The following is an 18,454-nucleotide window of genomic DNA, read 5'->3' as shown; positions in this document are numbered from 1 at the left end:
AGCACGTTCTGCACATCCCGATTCCGGAACCCCACGACTTCGCGGTGCTCAACGCGGACCTGCGGAGATCGAACCGGTCGAGCGGCGTGTGGACACGTTGTTGCGGGCGGAATTCGAGGCCGGCCGCTCGTACGTCAGCGGTTGATCGCCTGGATCTCCTGGACGTTCATGTCCTGGGTCGTGTCGAAGGTGCCGTCGGGGAGGTCGCCCCTGGCGCCGCCAGTGCCCTCCCAGGAGATCTGCCAGGTGATGCTGGCCTTCAGGTGGTACGGCGTGCCGTTGGTGGCCTTGAGGTACGTGATGCCGCAGGGCGGGGTCTTGTCCGCGTCGCCCGGTTTGTACGGGGTGCCGATCGAGCCGTCGTCGTTGATGGTGCAGTCGCCGGAGGCCGGGAAGGTCGTCGCGTCACCGGTACCCGGGTCCAGGTGGAGGGCGACCGGCTTGGCTGTCGTTTCGGCCCAGAGGTTGGTGCGGGGGAGTTCCGCGCGGACCTTGACCTCCTGGAACGTGCCCTTGTCGAGCCAGACCCAAGTGGGCAGGTTGACCGTGGACTTGGCGGTGGGTTTCAGCTCGATCTCGGTGTTGGGGACCTTGATCTGGTTGTAGGCGTAGTCGGCGAGCATCTCGGGCGTGGGGGCGTGCGGCACCTTGGGAACCACGTTGGCGTCCTGCCAGAACATGATGCGTCCGCAGTCCCAGGAGTCCGGGTCGTTCTCGTCCGGGGCGACGCTGCGCCAGAAGTAGCCGTCCTTGCCGACGTTGTAGTTCTTGTAGCCCTCGGCGACGCTGTTGGTGTCGTCGAAGTTGTTCTCCGGCTTGCCGTCCTGGTAGTGGTCGGTCCACAGGCCCTTGCCGTACCAGGACTCGTGAATACCGACGTCTCCGTCGCCGTCCGTACGGTCCACGAAGTCCTTGAGCTCCTGGCCGGTGAACACCGGTTCGTACCAGCAGGCGGGGGGCTTCCAGTTGACGTCGACAGAGGAGATCGCGCCGCGCTTGCCGCCGGTGGGGCCGCTGACTTGACGGACCTTGATGGTGGAGTAGGTGGCCGAGGCGTAGATGTCGCTGCCGTGCTTGCCGCCCGAGGGGTTTGAGGTGCCGGGGGAGCCGGAGGACGGGGGCGGGGTGTCATTGGCGTGCGCGGTTCCGCCGCCGATCAGCATCAGGGTGACGCCGGCGGCGGGGAGCAGGCGTCCGGAGAGCGCGTGCCGCCTCACTTCTGGCACTCCTTCGACCGCTCCGTGACATCCACCACTGATGTCTTCCAGACCTTGGTGGAACCGCTGGGCGGGAACACGAGCAACTGGTACTTCACATAGCTGTCCGCGTTCTCGTCGGTGTAGAGGATCTTGCCGGTCTTGATCTCCTTGCTGAAGGACTTGCCCTGGTTACGGCAGAAGGTGACGAGTTCACGCTTGCCGCCACTCAGCGAGGTGACGTTGGCGTCGTAGTACTTGTCCGTGCCGGTGACCGTCCAACTGCCCTTCACCCAGGCCTGGATCTGCGACTTGGCGTAGTTCGCGGCCTGGCCGCTCGCGTAGTACTGGTAGGCAGGGTCGTTCGGATCCTGTTGCGCGATGCCGTGCTTCAGGGCTCGGATGAAGTTCTCAGCGCCGGTGAGCGCCGCCGCCTGCTTGGCGTCGGACGGTGTCTCGAAGTCGAACACCAGGTGGAAGTCGCTGGGAACGCTGACGTCGGGAGCGTTCACGTCGGAAGCCGACGCCGAAGTCGACGGGCCGGCCGAACCCGTGTCCGCTCCCTTGATGTCGTCCGAGGATGACTTCTCACCCCCACCGCACGCGGTGAGCAGCAGCGTCGCCGCCAAGGTGAACGCGGCGGCAGTGGACGTCAGTGCGCGGCGGGCCACGGTTGATCTCCCCCGAAGTCGGCTGTGTGCAACGGGGAACGAAGTTATCAGGGGCGGGTAAGGGGGCCTTGAGCGGCGGTGGGGGATTGTGTGGGGAATGTGCGGAGTGAGGGTGTCGCGGACGCGAACGGGCGGACGATCCAGGTCTCAGTCATGTATCCGCGCTTCGGCCTGGCAAATGAGAGTTCATAAGATCTCTGTAGGCTCAGTACGCCCAAGCACCCACCCACCCGCACCACTTCCAGCAGCACGCCCAGCCACCGCCCGCACACGACCCCAGGACACCCGCCATGCCTCGACGCCGCACCTCCAGCTCGTCCAGCTCGACGGGCGGGTCAACCGGCAACTCGACGGGCAGCCCGGCAGTGAACTCGTCGGCTCCCAGGAACCGGACCCCGCAGCCCGTCCGTATCCGGCGTCGCAGCTTCGGGGACTTCGTCAAGGCGTTCTTCGCGTTCGTCGCGCTGCTCGTGCTGGTCGTCGGCGTGCCGGGTGCGCTCGCCGTCAGCATCGGGTGGCCGCTGCCCAGCGGGGCGCCCAGCCTCGACTGGCTGCAGCAGGAGATCACCGTCTGGACGTTCATCCACATTCTCACCGTGGTGGTGTGGCTGGCCTGGGCGCAGTTCACCGCCTGCGTGCTGGTGGAGGTGAAGGCCGCGCTCAGCGGGGTCGGCGTACCCGGGCGCGTTCCGGGGGCGGGCCCCAGCCAGATCCTCGCCCGGCAGCTCGTCGCCGCGCTGCTCCTCGTCGGCGCCACCGCCGCCAGCCTGACCCCGGGGCTGTCGCAGCTCGGTCACAGCCTGGAGGGGAACCAGAAGCCGACCGTGGCCGCCGCCCAGGCGACGCCCGGTCTCTTCGCCCAGCAGCAGGAGCAGGCCGCGCACACCGCCGCCGCCCTCGCCGAACAGGCGTCCCACGCGCAGGCCGACGCCGCGGCCACCGCCAAGCAGCACGGTGACACGAAGTACTACCGCATCCAGCCGCCCGAGGGACGTCACCATGACTCCCTCTGGGAGATCGCCCAGCGGCACCTCGGCGACGGACGGCGGTACAAGGAGATCTACGAGCTCAACAAGGACCGGGTGCAGCCGGACGGTTCCAGGCTGTCCGAGGCCAGCCTGATCCGGCCCGGCTGGATCATGGAGATGCCCGGGGACGCGCACGGCGGCGAGCTCGTGGAGATGCCCGACGCCAACGCCCACGTCTCGCCCGAGGTGCAGCAGCAGATCCACGACTACGCCAAGTCCGCTGCGCACGCGCTGGAAAGCGGCGGCCGGCAGGTCTCCGTGCCTCAGCAGCGGCCCGCAGCCAACCAGGAGCACCAGCAGCAGGCCACCGCCTCCGAATCCGGCTCCCACACCCACTCCAGCTCCGACTCCTTCGGTCTTTCCGAAGCCCTCCTCTCCGCCCCCCTCCTCGCCGCCGGTCTCCTCGGTGCCCTCGGCCGTCGGCGTCGGCAGGCGTTGTGGCAGTCGGCGCTCGGTGCCGTCGGCGGCCGGCGCGGTATGGAGCCGCCCACGCCCACGGGGGACGCCGCCGACGCGCAGGACGCGCTCCTCGTCGGCGCCGACCCCGAGGCCGTACGACTGCTCGACCGCTCCCTGCGCGGGCTGGCCGCGCAACTCGCCGGGGAGTCGCGGCCGTTGCCGACCGTCTACGCCGCTTGGCTCACCGATGGCGACTTGCATCTGCAGCTCGCTCAGCCCGCCGGGAAGCCGCCGGCGCCCTGGCAGCTCGGGCAGGACCAGACGTTCTGGATGCTGGCCCGCAGCGATGCCGAGCGGTACCCGGAGGTGGATACTGCGGCGCCGTACCCCGGTCTCGTCAGCCTCGGGACCATGGACGACTCCCGGCTGCTGCTCAATCTGGAGGCCGTGCCCGGCATCGTCTCGCTGAGCGGGCGGGAGGCCGACCGGGCGGCCGTCTTCGCCTCCGTCGCCGCCGAGTTGGCGACCAACGGGTGGTCGGACCGGATGACGATCACGCTCGTCGGGTTCGGGGAGGATCTGACTCCCCTCGCTCCCAACCGGCTCCGTCACCTCGACGGCATCGACGACCTGATCGAGACCATGGAGGCCGAGACCCGGCAGCGGCGCGGGGCTCTGGGGGCCGCCGGCCACGACTCCGTGCTCACCGGGCGCACCGGGCCCGCCCAGCACACCCGTTGGGCGCCGCACCTCGTCCTGCTCGCCGCCCAGCCCTCCCCCGAGGACGCCGTCAAGCTCGCCGAACTCGCGTCCGACGCCAGCAGGTTGGGCATCGGCTACCTCGTCGGCACCGAGACCGGCGATCTGCCGGGCGCCGCCTGGGAGATGGAGATCACCGGCGCGGGCAAGCTGCTCGCCCCGCTCCTCGGCCTCGAACTCGACGCCCAGCTGCTGCCGTCGGCGCAACAGCGGGCCGTCGTCGAGCTGTTCGTCGAGGCCGACCCCGAGCGCGATCCCCAAGGGCCCACGCCCACACCGCCGTTCCTGGTCGACATCAGCGAGCAGGGGCGGCCCGCGGTGTACGCGCGGCTTGTCGGGTCGTACGAGATCATCGGGCTGGAGACCCCGGACGGGGAGCGCAGCGCGCTGCTGCACGAGGCACTCGCGCTGTTGCTGCTGCACCGCGAGGGCGTTCATCCCCGGGTGCTGGCCTCCGCGTTGTGGCCGAGGGGCGTCACGGAGGACGTGCGGGACGCGCTGCTGGAGCGGCTGCGGGTCTGGCTCGGTACCGATCCGGACGGCAGCCCCCGGCTGTCCGCCGACGCGACCGGGCGGCTCGTGCTCGCCAAGTCCGTCGTCTCCGACCTGGACGTGCTGCGCTCGCTGTACCACGAGGCCACCCAGGGCAAGGGCGTCGACAGCCGTGTCGTCCGCGGGCGTCTGCTCACCGACGCGCTGGTCCTGGTCCGCGGCCCGCTGCTCGCGGACCGGCCCGAGGGACGCTACCGCTGGCTCACCCACGAGATCATCGACGCCCAACTCCCCTTGCTGGTCGCCGACATCGGGCTCGCGCTGTCGGCGTTCCACCTGGAGAAGGACCGCGCGGAGAAGGCCATCGAGGCGCTGAACGCGGCGCTCAACTCCGCGCCCGCGGACGAGCGCCTGTGGAACGAGCTGCTGCGCGCCACCCACGCCACGGGTGACACCGACCGTCTGAAGTCCCTCGCCGCCGACCTCGTCCACCGCAGCGGTGCCCGCGGGCTGCCCGCGCGCACCGAGGCCCTTCTCGACGAACTGCTGCCGTCCTGGCGCACCGGCGTCGCCGCGGTGGGATGAACGCCGGGGTGAGCACGGGGGCGCTGGTCGCCGTCGCCGCGGTGTGGGGCGCGGTGGCGGGATCGCTGCTGCCGAGGGCCGCGTACCGGTTCTCGGTGCCGTCGGGGGAGAGCTGGCGAGAGGCGTGCCCGGGGGAGCACCGCATCGGCGGACGGCTCGGCGGCTGGCTCGGCCGGGCCCGCTGCGGTGAGTGCGCGGGCGTCCGCACCGAAGAAGTCGGCAAGGAGGGCCGAGCGGCTGCCGGAGAAGCGGGCAAGGAAGCCCGAGCATCTGCCGGGGAGGCCGATACGGCCGTCGGGGCAGCCGGGGAAATCGTGCCGGCGCCGTCGTACGGCCCCAGTACCCCCGCCCTCGTCCTCGCCACCGCTCTCGTCTGTGCCGCCCTCGCCGCCGCCACCGGCACCCGGCCCGAACTCGCCGTCTGGCTGCTTCTCGCGCCCGTCGGGGTGCTGCTGGCCGTCGTCGACTTCCGGGTGCAGCGGCTGCCCGACCCGCTGACGCTTCCCCTCGCGGGCGTTGCGCTCGTACTGCTCGGACTCGTCGCCCTCGTACCGGAGCACGCGGGCGACTGGCCGACCGCGCTGTACGGCGCCCTCGCCCTCGGCGGTGCCTTCTTCCTGCTGTTCCTCATCAACCCGGGCGGCATGGGCTTCGGGGACGTGAAGCTGGCGCTGGGGCTCGGGGCCGTGCTCGGGTGGTACGGGTGGGCGACGGTGATGCTCGGGACCTTCGCCGCGTTCCTGCTCGGCGCGCTGTACGGCGGCGCGCTCGTCGTGGCGCGGCGGGCCGGGCGCAAGACGGCGATCGCGTTCGGGCCGTTCCTGATCACGGGGGCGTTCCTGGGGCTGCTCATCGGGGCGTACGCGGCCTGACGTCGGGGTTGTCGGGGGGCTGGCGTAGGCTGGTTCGGTCCGTGCACCGCGGACGCAGCCGTCCACAACCCTTGACGAAAGGGACGCCCGGTGACCGAGAAGGCCGACCTCCAGTCCGTGCTCGACCGTGCCGCCGCCGGTGGACGCATCACGCCGGAAGAAGCGCTCGACCTCTACCGCGATGCCCCGCTGCACGCGCTGGGCGCGGCCGCGGACGCCGTACGCCGCCGCAAGTACGCGGGCACCGAGCACATCGCGACGTACATCATCGAGCGGAACATCAACTACACGAACGTGTGCGTCACGGCGTGCAAGTTCTGCGCCTTCTACGCCGCCCCCAAGGACACGGCCAAGGGCTGGACGCGCGACCTCGACGACATCCTGCGCCGGTGCGCGGAGACCGTCGAGCTGGGCGGCACGCAGATCATGTTCCAGGGCGGCCACCACCCGGACTACGGCGTGGAGTACTACGAGAAGCACTTCAAGGCCATCAAGGACGCCTTCCCGCAGCTGGTGATCCACTCCCTCGGCGCGTCCGAGGTCGAGCACATGGCCCGTATCTCCGCGGTGTCGGTCGAGGAGGCCATCACCCGTATCCACGCGGCCGGCCTCGACTCCTTCGCGGGCGCGGGCGCGGAGCTGCTGCCGGAGCGGCCGCGCAAGGCGATCGCCCCGCTCAAGGAGAGCGGCGAGCGCTGGCTGGAGATCATGGAGACCGCCCACGGGCTGGGTGTGGAGTCAACGTCGACCATGCTGATGGGCACGGGCGAGACCAACGCCGAGCGGATCGAGCACCTGCGGATGATCCGTGACGTGCAGGACCGCACGGGCGGCTTCCGGGCCTTCATCCCCTACACCTACCAGCCGGAGAACAACCACCTGAAGGGCCGTACGCAGGCGACGATCTTCGAGTACCTGCGGATGATCGCCATCGCCCGGGTCTTCCTGGACAACGTTCAGCACATCCAGGGCTCCTGGCTGACCACGGGCAAGGAGGTAGGCCAGCTGTCCCTGCACTACGGCGCCGACGACCTCGGCTCGATCATGCTCGAGGAGAACGTCGTCTCCTCCGCCGGAGCCAAGCACCGCTCCAACCGCCTGGAGATCATCGACCTGATCAGGAAGGCGGGCCGCGTCCCGGCGCAGCGCTCGACGACCTATGAGCACCTGGTGGTCCACGACGACCCGGCGAACGACCCGGTCGACGAGCGCGTGATGTCCCACATCTCCTCGACGGCGATCGCGGGCGGCACGGCACACCCCGAGCTGAAGCTGCTCGCCTCCAACTGACCTGCCTGTGCTGACTATTCACGTGGCGGACGAGGTCCGCCACGGCACCGAAACAGTGAAGGACGGTGCCGTGGCGGTCGACGGGAGTCGGATCGCCGCGGTGGGTTTGCCGGAGGAGCTGCTGGAGCGGTTCCCCGGGGCGCGGGTGCGCACGTGGCCGGGGGTGCTGGGGCCGGGCCGCGTCCACGAGGGCCCGCTGCCGGACGCCCCGAGCCCCCGCGAGCGCGTCCACGCGGTGCTGAAGTCGGGAGCGACGGCCGTCCTGCGGGAATACGTCGACTCGCCCGAGCTGCGCGCGGCCGCCGCCCGGAACGAGGTGCTGGTCCTGGCCTCCGCGCAGGCACCGGCGATCACCGTGCACGGCAGAGCGGACCTGGCCGTCTTCGACGGGACCGGCGCCTGCCTGGCGACGGTGTGCGCCGGGCGTCTGGTGCACCGGCGCCGCTAGGACCCGGCGCTATCCGGCGAGGGCCTCGCCGAATGCCCCCGAACTCTGCTTCACTCCACTGCAGTCGGTCGCCGCGTCCGTCCCGCTGCCCTTCGCGCACTGCTGGTCCCGGAACGTCGACCACATCGACACCCAGGCGATCTCCTTCTCCTCGGCGAACGTCCGCACCTGCGCCGCGTCGGACAGGGCGAACGTCTCGCCGGCGACGTCGTTGACCCCGATCATCGAGGTCAGGGCCATGCCGTGCCAGGCACCGGCGGCGGAGAGCCCGAACACCTTCCGCAACTGGGTGTGCGCGGCCCTCGCCGAGGTCAGCGCGTAGTCCCCCATGTCCCCGGCGTACGACTCGCCGTAGTTCATGGTCATGAGGTTGACCGTGGCGACCTGGACGTCGTACGTGTTCGCGGACTCCAGCAACGCCAGGCTGTCGGAGTCCAGTCCGGACGGCATCACGGGCAGCGTGAAGGAGACCTCCAGGTCGGGCCGTTCCTTCTGCAGTGCCGCGATCGCCTCCGACCGCAGCGAGACCGTGTCCGCGTCGGTCAGCTCGTCGCCCTCGATGTCGAAGTCGGCCTGGCTGGAGCCGGCGGCGTCAAGTGCCGTGCCGTAGGCGGCCGCCAGCTTCGAGACGCTCTCGCAGGTCGCCGCGAGTTCCTTGCCGGAGGCCCCGCCGAAGGAGACCCGGACCGTCCCGCCGTCCGCCGTGAGCCGGGAGATCCGGGACTTCACCGCCGTGTCCGCGATCGCGTCCTCCCCGTTCCACCGGGGCGTGCAGTCATTGCCGTCGGAGATCACGAAGGCCAGGTTGTACGTCGACGGCGACCCGCTGGAGTCATTGGCGGAGGCCTCGGTCGCGCTGACGTAGGGGGCGTAGGAGGTGGCGCTTGAGGAGACGTCGGCGGTGGCGCTTGAGGAGGCGTAGGAGGTGGCGCTTGGGGAGGCGGCGGCGGTCTGCTTCGGCCCCGCGGAGCATCCCGCCGTGGCCAGGGCAAACACACAAGTGAACCCGGCAGCCGGCCTCAGCAAACTCCGCATGGACATGCACCCACTCTCGTGATTTCCGTCTCAGGTCCGAAACGAAGCCCTATTCAAAAGGAGAACGTCTCACACGAAGCTTGTGCTCACGAACTCGGGAAATCCATGGGAAGTTCATGGGAGGCGTGGTATGAAACGGGCCAACCGGGCGGAACGAAGGGGATGTTCGGCGCACCTCCTCCCGAGGTGAACCGCGCAGGCATTCACAGAAAGTCTCAGCCGGGGGACAGGTTGAGGGCCTTCTCATATGTGCCGCACAAGAAGTCGAGTTCCAGTCACATAAAGCCTTCCTAATGTCTGGGGAATGCATTCCGAGCCTGCCATCGAAAACCGCGCGACCACCAGCGATCGCCGCCGCAAACGCGGCAACGGGTCCGTCGAGGGGCCTGTGTTCGTTGACAACTCCGGACGCCGGTCCAAGCTGCTGAAGCGGTTCGGCCTCCTGGTGGGTGTCCTGTGTCTCGGGTACGCCGTCGTCCTGGGCCTCGCCTTCCTGGGCATCGGCACCTCGGTCACCCCCTCCTCGCTGCTGCCCTTCCGGGGCGGCCAGGCGGGCCCGGCCGGCAACGGCCCCGCCGGCTACCGGCAGCAGGGCGGCATCGGCAACCGGACAGGTGCCCGGCCCGGTGACATCCCCTCGGTGCCACCGTCCGGCACGCCCACTCCGTCCGCGTCCGCCACCGCGGCCAACTGACCGGAGCGCCCAGCCACATGACCACGACGACGTCCCCACGTGGCCGCCGGCGCGCCCCCACCCGTATCGAACGGGCGGCGGGCAAGGCCGCGGCGCTGCAGAAACCCCGCGTCATCCTCGCGCTGCTGCTCCTGCTCGCGCTGACCAGCGTCATGCTGCTCGACGGCTATCTGCGCGCCGAGGTCGGCGGCGACGAGCGGGTGCGCGACGGAGCGAGCTCCAGCAAGGTGCCGGACAAGATCCTGGGCGGCGGCCCGATCCTGACCTTCCGCGGCGGACAGGCCACCACGCTCTCGGTGCCGGACAAGACCATCGCCCTCACCTTCGACGACGGCCCCAACCCGACCTGGACGCCCCAGGTGCTGGCCATCCTGAGGAAGTACGACGTCCCCGGCACGTTCTTCCTGGTCGGCTCGATGGTCTCGCGCTACCCGGGCATCGTGAGGACGATGGTCCAACAGGGCAACGAGGTGGGTGTCCACACCTTCACCCACGTCGACCTCTCCTACCAGAGCACCGCCCGGGTCAACCGTGAGATGACGCAGACCCAGCTCGCGCTGGCGGGTGCGGCCGGCATCACCACGACCCTGTTCCGGGCGCCGTACTCCTCCGGGACCGACGCCATCGACAACTACAGCTGGCCCGTCTACCAGCGGCTCGGCAAGGACGGCTACACCAGCGTCTTCGTCGACACCGACAGCGACGACTGGAAGAAGCCGGGCGTCTCGAAGATCGTCCAGTGGGCCACGCCGAAGAGCGGCAAGGGCGCGGCGGTCCTCATGCACGACGCGGGCGGCGACCGCTCGCAGACGGTCAGGGCGCTGCCCGAGTACATCGAGAAGATGAAGGCGAAGGGCTATACCTTCACCACGGTCAGCGGGGTCATCGAGAAGGACAACGCCAAGAACCGGCCCGAGGGGACGAGGGTAGCGGGAGGTGCCGCGGGCGCCACGGGAGAGCAGTCCGCGAACGGCCCGGGCGCGGCGGCGGACATGAGCGGCTCGAACGGTGCGAACCGCTCCCGGCTCCAGGCCGCCCACCGCACCGCGACCGGCGCGACCCTCTACGAGGGCAGGGCGCTCGTGTTCGCGGTCGCCGTCGCCGAGTGGACCGTGCCCACGCTGTCCGTCGGACTCGTCATCGTCGGTGTGGCCGTCATGGGCCGCTTCGGGATGATGCTGATCCTCGCCCGGCGCCACCACCGGCAGCGCAACAGACGCCGCTTCAGCTGGGGACCGACGGTCACCCGCCCGGTGAGCGTGATCGTCCCGGCGTACAACGAGAAGGAGTGCATCGCCAACACCCTTGAGTCACTGTCGAGGAGCACCCACCCGATCGAGATCATCGTGGTGGACGACGGCTCGACGGACGGCACCTCCGAGATCGCCCGCAACGCCGCCATGGACCTGGGCATGCACAACGTCCGCGTCATCCGCCAGGAGAACGCGGGCAAGCCGGCCGCCCTCAACAACGGTGTACGCAGCGCCAGTCACGACATCGTCGTGATGATGGACGGCGACACGGTCTTCGAACCGGACACCGTACGGCAGTTGGTGCAGCCCTTCGCCGACCCCGAGGTCGGCGCGGTCGCCGGCAACGCCAAGGTCGGCAACCGCGACACGGTCATCGGGGCCTGGCAGCACATCGAGTACGTCATGGGCTTCAACCTCGACCGGCGCATGTACGACGTGCTGCGCTGCATGCCGACCATCCCGGGCGCGATCGGCGCGTTCCGCCGGGAGGCGGTGCTGGAGGTCGGCGGGATGAGCGAGGACACCCTGGCCGAGGACACGGACATCACCATCGCCATGCACCGCGCGGGCCGGCGGGTGGTCTACCAGGAGCACGCCCGCGCGTGGACCGAGGCGCCCGGCTCCCTGAAGCAGCTGTGGTCCCAGCGCTACCGCTGGTCCTACGGCACCATGCAGGCGCTGTGGAAGCATCGCAAGTCCCTGACGGACAAGGGGCCTTCGGGGCGCTTCGGCCGGGTCGGGATGCCGCTGGTGGTGATCTTCCAGATCGTCACCCCGGTCTTCGCCCCGCTGATCGACGTCTTCACCGTCTACTCGATGATCTTCGTCGACTTCCGGGCCGCGCTGTACGCCTGGCTGGCGGTCCTCGGCGTCCAACTGGTGTGCGCCGCCTACGCGTTCCGCCTGGACCGGGAGAAGTACCGCTACCTGCTGATGATGCCGCTCCAGCAACTGGCCTACCGGCAGATGATGTACCTCGTCCTCATCCACTCCTGCGTCACCGCCCTGACCGGCGGCCGACTGCGCTGGCAGAAGCTGAAGCGCACGGGCGAGGTCGGGACACCGGCGGGGGTGAGCTGATGGGAGCGCACAGCAGGGGTGCCGTCGGACCGGGCGCGCCCGCGGATACGGCTCGGTTGCCCCCGGTCGAGCCCGCGCCCCCGGCCGGGGAGCCCGGTCCGAGGGCGTCCGGCCGGGACCGCTACTTCGACACGCTCCGGGCCCTCGCGCTGATCCGCGTCGTCACGTACCACACCTTCGGCTGGGCCTGGGCCGGCCTGGTCTTCCCCTCCATGGGGATCATGTTCGGCCTGGCCGGCACCCTGATGGCGAAGTCCCTGGAGCGCCCGTCCGGCAAGGTGATCAGGAGCCGGCTGCGCAGACTCCTGCCGCCGTTCTGGTTCTGGGGCTTCTTCGTCGTGTCGGCGATGCTCGTGCACGGCTGGATGCCGGGCTGGGAGATCGTCTACTGGATCCTGCCGCTGGGCGACCCGCCCGGCAACGCGTGGGGCGAGCAGGCTTGGGAGATCCTCTGGTACCTGCGGACGTATCTCTGGTTCGTCCTGCTCTCCCCGCTGCTCCTGCGCGTCTTCCGGCTCGCCCCGATCCCCGTCCTGTTCCTCTCCCTCGCCCCCGTCCTGGTCCTGAACTTCGTCTGGGCCGGCCCCGACAACCGCCTCGGCAGCGCCCTGTGGGACCTGTCGACGTACCTCTTCTGCTGGATCCTCGGCTTCGCCCACCGCGACGGTGTGCTGCGGCGGCTGCGGCCCGCCCTGGTCGTCGTGCTCTCCCTGGCTGCGGTCGGATACGGCGGCTGGTACGCCTTCACCCACCAGGCCGACGCCGGCACCTACGACCTCGACGAGATCCCGCTCGCGCAGGCCTTCTGGTCGGCCGGCTACGTCCTGCTGCTGATGTGGGCCAAGGCCTGCTTCAGGATCGACTTCGTCCGGCTGACCCGCTTCCGCCGTACCGACCGACTCGTGGCGGTCTTCAACGCGCGTGCCGTGACGATCTACCTCTGGCACGAGATCGCGCTGATCCTGGCGGTCCCGCTGATCGACCAGTTCTGGAACGTCCCCGCGTTCGAGAAGTGGCTTCCGCTGGACAGCCAGTGGTTCGTGTTCGGCATCGGCTGGATCCTGATCGCGGGGTTCGTCCTTGCGTGCGGATGGGTGGAGGACGTGGCCGGGAAGAAGAAGCCGACGCTTCTTCCCTGAGGGCGGGCTGCAAGAATGGCCGCGTGACCCGCGCATCCCTGGACAAGCAGCCGCACGAAGTCGCCTCGATGTTCGACCACGTGGCGGAACGGTACGACCTGACCAACGACGTGCTGTCGCTCGGCCAGGACCGGGCGTGGCGCAGGGAGGTGGCCAGAGCCGTCGACGCGCGGCCCGCGCAGAAGATCCTGGACCTGGCCGCCGGTACGGCGACCTCCTCGCTGCCGTTCGCCCGCACGGGCGCGTACGTCGTCCCCTGCGACTTCTCGCTCGGCATGCTCCAGGTCGGCAAGCGCAAGCACCCCTGGCTGCCGCTGACCGCGGGCGACGCCACGAAGCTGCCGTTCAAGGACGACACCTTCGACGCGGTGACCATCTCCTTCGGTCTGCGCAACGTCCAGGACTTCGACGCGGCCCTGCGCGAGATGTACCGGGTGACCAGGCCCGGCGGGCGGGTCGTGATCTGCGAGTTCTCCCACCCGACCTGGGCGCCCTTCCGCACGGCCTACACCGAGTACCTGATGCGGGCCCTGCCGCCGGTCGCCCGCGCGGTCTCCTCGAGCCCCGACGCGTACGTCTACCTCGCCGAGTCCATCCGTGCCTGGCCCGACCAGCCCGCGCTGGCCGGGCACCTGCAGAAGGCCGGCTGGTCGAAGGTGGCCTGGCGCAACCTCACGGGCGGGGTCGTCGCCCTGCACCGCGGCTTCAAGCAGGGCTGACGACGGCGGCGGCTTCAGGTGGAGCCGCCGAAGCCTTCAGGCTGAGCCGATCGCGGCTTCAGGCTGAGCCGATGACGGCTTCAGGCTGAGCTGACGACGGCTTCAGGCTGAGCTGACGACGGCGTAGGGGTCGCCGGGCTCGTCCAGCTCGCGCTGCATCCCGCCGGTCGGGGGGCGCGGGATGCGCGGCTCACGCACGCCTCCGCCGCCCTCTCCCTCGCCGAAGTCGAACCACACGTACACCATCGAGTCCCGGGGCACCTCGGCGCCGGGTGCGGGGTACTGGCGGACGACGTACTCGACGACGGTGAGATGAAAGTCGGGCCGGTCCGGCGCGTTGATGAACAGACCGCGCGACTTCGCCGCCTCGCGCGCGTCCATGGCCATCAGTCCGACGAGCCTCGGAACTCGTACTTCGGGTGTCTTGGGCGGTATGTGCACAGATGTCACCCCCAGCGGTACTGGAAGGGTAACCGCGTGGGGGTGGTGACCGGAAGCCTCAAGTGTCTTTCTGTAGCCACCCGTTACTTTGAGTAACCATCCTGTAGGTCCAGCCGGAAGCAGAGGGCGTCCTCCGGGAGCCACGGGTGCGGAAACGTCTGCGCCAGTTCCATCCCGAGGCGCTTGGTGACCGCGATGGACCGTTCGTTTCCGGGTCTGACCATCGCCACCACGCTCGGCACCCCGGCCGCCCTGAGCCGCTCCAGCGTCATCCGCGCGGCCACGGTCGCGTACCCCCGGCCCCAGAACTCCCGTCCGAGCCGCCAGCCGATCTCGATCTCGCCCGTGGGGCCCCACTCCCGCGGCCAGGGCTGGGCGCCGGTGAAGCCGATGACCTCGCCCTGCTCGCCGACCATGGTCCACAGACAGAAGCCCAGCTCCGCGTCGTGCCGGCGCTGGCGGGCGGTCAGCTCCTCGTAGACCGACAGCTCCGCGGACCTGCCGCCGTGGAACTCCATGACCTCCGGGTCGTCGAAGACCCGGTGCCAGGCGATCGCGTCCTCGTCGGTGGGGACGCGCAGCCGTACGACAGGCAGAGCTCGGTTCACGGGGCAGCCCTTCAGCCGGGTGATCAATTCTGCTGAATAGACTGCCCATGTCCAGTGCCGGTCGGCACGCAGATTTCGAACTTGGGGAGATCCCGCCGTGACCGTCGAGACTGAGCCCCTCTCCGAAAACACCGCCGATGTGATCGTCGTCGGCGCGGGGCCGGCCGGCTCCACCACCGCGTACCACCTCGCCAAGGCCGGACTCGATGTGCTCCTGCTGGAGAAGACCGAGTTCCCGCGCGAGAAGGTCTGCGGCGACGGCCTCACCCCGCGCGCGGTCAAGCAGCTCGTGGCCATGGGAATCGACGTCTCCGAGGAGGCCGGCTGGCTGCGCAACAAGGGCCTGCGCATCATCGGCGGCGGCGTCCGCCTCCAGCTCGACTGGCCGGATCTGGCCTCTTTCCCGGACTACGGCCTGGTCCGCAAGCGCGACGACTTCGACGAGCAGCTCGCCCGCCAGGCGCAGAAGGCCGGCGCGCGTCTCTTCGAGCGCTGCAACGTCGGCGCCCCGATCACCGACGAGCGCACCGGCCGCATCACCGGCGTCCACGCCAAGTTGGGTGAGGAGAAGCGCGAGGTCACCTTCCACGCGCCGCTCGTGGTGGCCGCCGACGGCAACTCCACCCGGCTGTCCCTGGCGATGGGCCTGCACCGCCGCGAGGACCGCCCGATGGGCGTCGCCGTCCGGACGTACTTCACCAGCCCGCGCCACGAGGACGACTACCTGGAGTCCTGGCTGGAACTGTGGGACCGCCGCGGCGCCCAGGACCGTCTCCTGCCCGGCTACGGCTGGATCTTCGGCATGGGCGACGGCACCTCGAACGTCGGCCTCGGCGTCCTCAACACCTCCGACTCCTTCAAGGAACTCGACTGGCGCGAGGTCCTCAAGGCCTGGTGCGCCTCCATGCCGGAGGACTGGGGCTACACCCCGGACAACATGACCGGCCCGATCCGCGGCGCCGCCCTGCCGATGGCCTTCAACCGCCAGCCCCACTACACGCGCGGGCTGCTGCTCGTCGGCGACGCCGGCGGCCTGGTGAACCCCTTCAACGGCGAGGGCATCGCCTACGCCATGGAGTCGGGCCAGATCGCCGCCGACGTCATCGTCCAGGCGCACGCCCGCGCGACCCCCGCGGGGCGCGAGATGGCGCTGCAGCGTTACCCGCGGGTGTTGAAGGACACCTACGGGGGCTACTACACGCTGGGCCGCGCCTTCGTGAAGCTCATCGGCAACCCGAAGGTCATGAAGATCGCGGCCCAGCGCGGCCTGACCCACCCGGTGCTGATGAAGTTCACCCTGAAGATGCTCGCCAACCTCACCGACCCGACGGGCGGCGACGCGATGGACCGCATCATCAACGGGCTGAGCAAGGTGGCCCCGAAGGCGTAGTCCGCGTCACCGGGGTCGTGGGCGCGCACGGGAGCGCCAAACGGAAACACCGGGCACATGGATCGCTGGATCGCCTCAGGATCCGGGCCGGGGCTCAACGGCCCCTGGTCCGGACCCGGGTGACGGCACAGACTGAATGGCGGTGCCGCCGGTGCCGGCGGGCGTGACGGCGTACGCGCGCCGTCGCTGCGACGGCGTGGGTGGCCGCAGGGTCGTCCGCTGCCGCGCCGAGCACCTCTCGGACTGGAACAAGCCAGGCATGCTGCATGGCGAGGCGGCAAAGGAGTGCACAAAGGAGGAAAACGTCGCCGAGTTGGGGCCCAACTCAGGGCAGACTCGACGACTCCAGGGTCAAGAACGGTGTGACGGAGGGCCGCTGCCCCCGAGCGGCTGCGGCCCTCCACATGTCGTGCCGGGAGTCAGAGCACCCGCACCGCGCCGGTCGGCGGGTCGTACGACAGCGGCTTCTCGACCACACCGGTCGACGGGTTCTGCGCGCCGACGAACATGCCGTCGCCGACGTACACCGCCACGTGGTAGGCGCTGCCCGCGCTGCCCCAGTACAGGATGTCGCCGGGCTGCAGGTTGCTCAGCGAGACCTGGGTGCCCGCCGTCGACTGGTCCTGCGAGACGCGCGGCAGGCTGATGCCGACCTGCTTGAAGGCGGTCTGTACGAGGCCGGAGCAGTCCCAGGAGTTGGGACCGGTGCCGCCGGAGACGTAGGCGTCGCCGATCTGTGCCTTCACGAAGGCGATGACCGCGGCGGCCGAACCGGTGGCCGTCGAGGAGCTCGTGGAGGCGGTGCTGGTCGTTGTGGCGGCCAGCGTGGTCCGCTCGGCGCTGCGGGACGCGGCCCGCTCGGCGGCGGCCTTGCGGGCGGCCTCCGCCTTCTTCTTGGCCTCCGCCTTCTTCTTGGCCTCGGCGAGGTCCGCCTTGGCCTGCTTTGCGGCCTTCGCGGCGGCCGCGTCACGCTCCGCCTGCAGCTGGTAGTTCGCGGCCGCCTGCTGCGTGGCGTCTGCGGACTGGGCGACCTGAGCGGCCAGGTCGGCCGTCAGCGTGGGCAGTTGCAGGGTCTGCGTCGTCTCGGCGGCGCTCGCCGAGGCCGACGCACCCGCCGCCGCCATGCTGAGAACACCACCGGCAACTCCGGCACGCACCGCGAGACTCGTCGTCGCGTTGCGGCGGGCTTTCCGGTGGCTGCGTATGTGAGCGGTGTGGGACATGAGAACAACCGGTATCAGGGGCTCCTCCATACCTTCAAGAAACGTGTGGTGCGCCACAGTTGCTCAATGGGCGGCCCAAATTCCCCTCGCGGAGTTCTTTATTGACGCCGTAACGGACATTGCGGACTCCACCCGTCGGGCCCGTGATCACGGTGTTTCGTCTATACGCCCGAATTGCCCCGCGCCTACCATCGGTTGGGACCGTTGGCCAAGCTCTCTTCTCGGGGGGCTCTTGTGAATGTGGCGGAGGTCACGCAACGGTCACGAGATCGCCCGCGTCCCGCGCGAAGATCACGAGCTGATTGCGGCCGGATCGCGACCGGGACTCGCTCGTGAACGCGTGCACGCGTCCACACCGCACCCCGCACCTCCCCCTGATGTGTGAACGCGGCCCTCTATCAAGGCATCCGGTCCAGCGCCAATTTGCATGCAAGGGAAGTCTCTTGATATTGAGACGTCCCACCCGAACTGCGCCGACGAGCAGAAATGTCACCTCTGGTGATCAGTCGGACGCCTCTCGTGCGAAGATCACCGCTCTTCCGGCTTCATGATCCTTCGTCAGGTGGTGGAGATCACAAAGCTTGTGCAATACCCCGTGTCGCAGATCACAGAGCGTCGGGCATAAGATGCGAGGCAGTTGGGCTTGTGACCTGCTTCACATGTTCTCGATCTTCGCCGGGACGAGCGGGGTGAGAGAGACGTATGAGGCCGGTGTGAGTCCGATGCCATCGCCAGCAGTCAGTGCCGACTGAGAGGAGCGAGGAGCGGTGAACGCCTATGCGCCCATCCTCGTACTGGGAGCCCTCGGGGCAGGCTTTGCGATCTTCTCCGTGGTCATGGCCACGCTGATCGGTCCGAAGCGGTACAACCGGGCCAAGCTCGAGGCCTACGAGTGCGGTATCGAGCCGACCCCCACGCCGGCCGGCGGCGGGCGCTTCCCCATCAAGTACTACCTGACGGCGATGCTCTTCATCGTCTTCGACATCGAGATCGTCTTCCTCTACCCCTGGGCCGTCACCTTCGACGCCCTGGGGATCTTCGGGCTCGTGGAGATGCTGCTCTTCGTGCTCACCGTCTTCGTCGCGTACGCGTACGTATGGCGGCGCGGCGGCCTGGAATGGGACTGAGGGGC

16 protein-coding genes are annotated in these 18,454 nt (G+C 69.5%); 10 read left to right on the top strand and 6 right to left on the bottom strand.

Annotated features, from left to right (window positions below):
- Positions 1–134 precede the first annotated feature (134 nt).
- Together ABZ453_RS16750 and ABZ453_RS16745 are read right to left on the bottom strand one after the other, a co-directional pair.
- Positions 135–1,163, bottom strand: a complete 1,029-nt coding sequence (locus tag ABZ453_RS16750) for a hypothetical protein (RefSeq protein WP_359015822.1) — start codon at positions 1,161–1,163, stop codon at positions 135–137.
- A 50-nt stretch (positions 1,164–1,213) separates the two neighbouring features.
- The gene (locus tag ABZ453_RS16745; RefSeq protein ID WP_359015701.1) at positions 1,214–1,867 is read right to left on the bottom strand and encodes a hypothetical protein; all 654 of its coding nucleotides are present in this window, start codon (positions 1,865–1,867) and stop codon (positions 1,214–1,216) included.
- A 290-nt stretch (positions 1,868–2,157) separates the two neighbouring features.
- On the opposite strand from ABZ453_RS16745, the gene ABZ453_RS16740 reads away from it, so the two are divergent.
- The 4 genes from ABZ453_RS16740 (at position 2,158) to ABZ453_RS16725 (ending at position 7,740) form a co-directional block, all read left to right on the top strand.
- Positions 2,158–5,130: a BTAD domain-containing putative transcriptional regulator gene (locus ABZ453_RS16740; RefSeq protein WP_359015700.1), complete on the top strand. Its 2,973-nt coding sequence runs from the start codon at positions 2,158–2,160 to the stop codon at positions 5,128–5,130.
- Positions 5,131–5,138: 8 nt separating this feature from the next.
- Positions 5,139–6,002, top strand: a complete 864-nt coding sequence (locus tag ABZ453_RS16735; RefSeq protein WP_359015699.1) for an A24 family peptidase — start codon at positions 5,139–5,141, stop codon at positions 6,000–6,002.
- Positions 6,003–6,092: 90 nt separating this feature from the next.
- Positions 6,093–7,292, top strand: a complete 1,200-nt coding sequence (gene mqnC, locus ABZ453_RS16730; protein ID WP_359015698.1) for a cyclic dehypoxanthinyl futalosine synthase — start codon at positions 6,093–6,095, stop codon at positions 7,290–7,292.
- Between the two features lie 7 nt (positions 7,293–7,299).
- Positions 7,300–7,740: a hypothetical protein gene (locus ABZ453_RS16725; protein WP_359015697.1), complete on the top strand. Its 441-nt coding sequence runs from the start codon at positions 7,300–7,302 to the stop codon at positions 7,738–7,740.
- Between the two features lie 9 nt (positions 7,741–7,749).
- On the opposite strand, the gene ABZ453_RS16720 is transcribed toward ABZ453_RS16725, so the two are convergent.
- Positions 7,750–8,775: a chitinase gene (locus ABZ453_RS16720; RefSeq protein WP_359015821.1), complete on the bottom strand. Its 1,026-nt coding sequence runs from the start codon at positions 8,773–8,775 to the stop codon at positions 7,750–7,752.
- A 304-nt stretch (positions 8,776–9,079) separates the two neighbouring features.
- Between ABZ453_RS16720 and ABZ453_RS16715 the strand changes: the two genes are divergently transcribed.
- Genes ABZ453_RS16715 through ABZ453_RS16700 form a run of 4 tightly spaced genes read left to right on the top strand, consistent with a single transcriptional unit; the run spans position 9,080 to position 13,660 of the window.
- The gene (locus ABZ453_RS16715) at positions 9,080–9,469 is read left to right on the top strand and encodes a hypothetical protein (protein WP_359015696.1); all 390 of its coding nucleotides are present in this window, start codon (positions 9,080–9,082) and stop codon (positions 9,467–9,469) included.
- 17 nt (positions 9,470–9,486) lie between these two features.
- Positions 9,487–11,802 carry a glycosyltransferase gene (locus tag ABZ453_RS16710; RefSeq protein ID WP_359015695.1) on the top strand — a complete coding sequence of 772 codons (2,316 nt, stop codon included), beginning with the start codon at positions 9,487–9,489 and terminating at the stop codon, positions 11,800–11,802.
- Complete coding sequence (locus ABZ453_RS16705) at positions 11,802–12,941, top strand: acyltransferase (RefSeq protein WP_359015694.1); 1,140 nt, start codon at positions 11,802–11,804, stop codon at positions 12,939–12,941. The genes ABZ453_RS16710 and ABZ453_RS16705 overlap by 1 nt, the downstream gene beginning before the upstream one ends.
- Before the next feature lie 23 nt (positions 12,942–12,964).
- Positions 12,965–13,660 (top strand): demethylmenaquinone methyltransferase, encoded by a 696-nt coding sequence (locus ABZ453_RS16700; RefSeq protein WP_359015693.1) that lies wholly within the window; start codon positions 12,965–12,967, stop codon positions 13,658–13,660.
- Positions 13,661–13,762: 102 nt separating this feature from the next.
- Here ABZ453_RS16700 and ABZ453_RS16695 read toward each other — a convergent pair whose 3' ends face one another.
- The gene (locus ABZ453_RS16695) at positions 13,763–14,101 is read right to left on the bottom strand and encodes a PASTA domain-containing protein (protein ID WP_359015692.1); all 339 of its coding nucleotides are present in this window, start codon (positions 14,099–14,101) and stop codon (positions 13,763–13,765) included.
- Between the two features lie 83 nt (positions 14,102–14,184).
- Entirely contained in the window at positions 14,185–14,709 is a 525-nt protein-coding gene (locus ABZ453_RS16690; RefSeq protein WP_359015691.1) for a GNAT family N-acetyltransferase, read from the bottom strand.
- 97 nt (positions 14,710–14,806) lie between these two features.
- On the opposite strand from ABZ453_RS16690, the gene ABZ453_RS16685 reads away from it, so the two are divergent.
- Entirely contained in the window at positions 14,807–16,099 is a 1,293-nt protein-coding gene (locus ABZ453_RS16685) for a geranylgeranyl reductase family protein (protein WP_359015690.1), read from the top strand.
- Positions 16,100–16,518: 419 nt separating this feature from the next.
- Here ABZ453_RS16685 and ABZ453_RS16680 read toward each other — a convergent pair whose 3' ends face one another.
- Positions 16,519–17,322 (bottom strand): C40 family peptidase, encoded by an 804-nt coding sequence (locus tag ABZ453_RS16680; RefSeq protein WP_359015689.1) that lies wholly within the window; start codon positions 17,320–17,322, stop codon positions 16,519–16,521.
- A 767-nt stretch (positions 17,323–18,089) separates the two neighbouring features.
- Between ABZ453_RS16680 and ABZ453_RS16675 the strand changes: the two genes are divergently transcribed.
- The gene (locus tag ABZ453_RS16675; protein WP_003992243.1) at positions 18,090–18,449 is read left to right on the top strand and encodes an NADH-quinone oxidoreductase subunit A; all 360 of its coding nucleotides are present in this window, start codon (positions 18,090–18,092) and stop codon (positions 18,447–18,449) included.
- Positions 18,450–18,454: the final 5 nt, after the last annotated feature.

The organism is Streptomyces sp. NPDC005799 (assembly GCF_040630525.1).
GTDB lineage: Bacteria > Actinomycetota > Actinomycetes > Streptomycetales > Streptomycetaceae > Streptomyces > Streptomyces griseorubiginosus_B.
Note: the sequence above shows the minus strand (reverse complement) of the source record. Positions and strands in the feature narration are given on the sequence as shown.

What these genes read in the sequence shown, in the direction of transcription:
- ABZ453_RS16740 (WP_359015700.1), top strand. Translation starts at nt 2,158, where the DNA reads ATGCCTCGACGCCGCACCTCCAGCTCGTCCAGCTCGACGGGCGGGTCA.
- ABZ453_RS16715 (WP_359015696.1), top strand. Translation starts at nt 9,080, where the DNA reads ATGCATTCCGAGCCTGCCATCGAAAACCGCGCGACCACCAGCGATCGC.
- ABZ453_RS16710 (WP_359015695.1), top strand. Translation starts at nt 9,487, where the DNA reads ATGACCACGACGACGTCCCCACGTGGCCGCCGGCGCGCCCCCACCCGT.
- ABZ453_RS16705 (WP_359015694.1), top strand. Translation starts at nt 11,802, where the DNA reads ATGGGAGCGCACAGCAGGGGTGCCGTCGGACCGGGCGCGCCCGCGGAT.
- ABZ453_RS16720 (WP_359015821.1), bottom strand. Translation starts at nt 8,775, where the DNA reads ATGCGGAGTTTGCTGAGGCCGGCTGCCGGGTTCACTTGTGTGTTTGCC.
- ABZ453_RS16750 (WP_359015822.1), bottom strand. Translation starts at nt 1,163, where the DNA reads ATGCTGATCGGCGGCGGAACCGCGCACGCCAATGACACCCCGCCCCCG.
- ABZ453_RS16680 (WP_359015689.1), bottom strand. Translation starts at nt 17,322, where the DNA reads ATGTCCCACACCGCTCACATACGCAGCCACCGGAAAGCCCGCCGCAAC.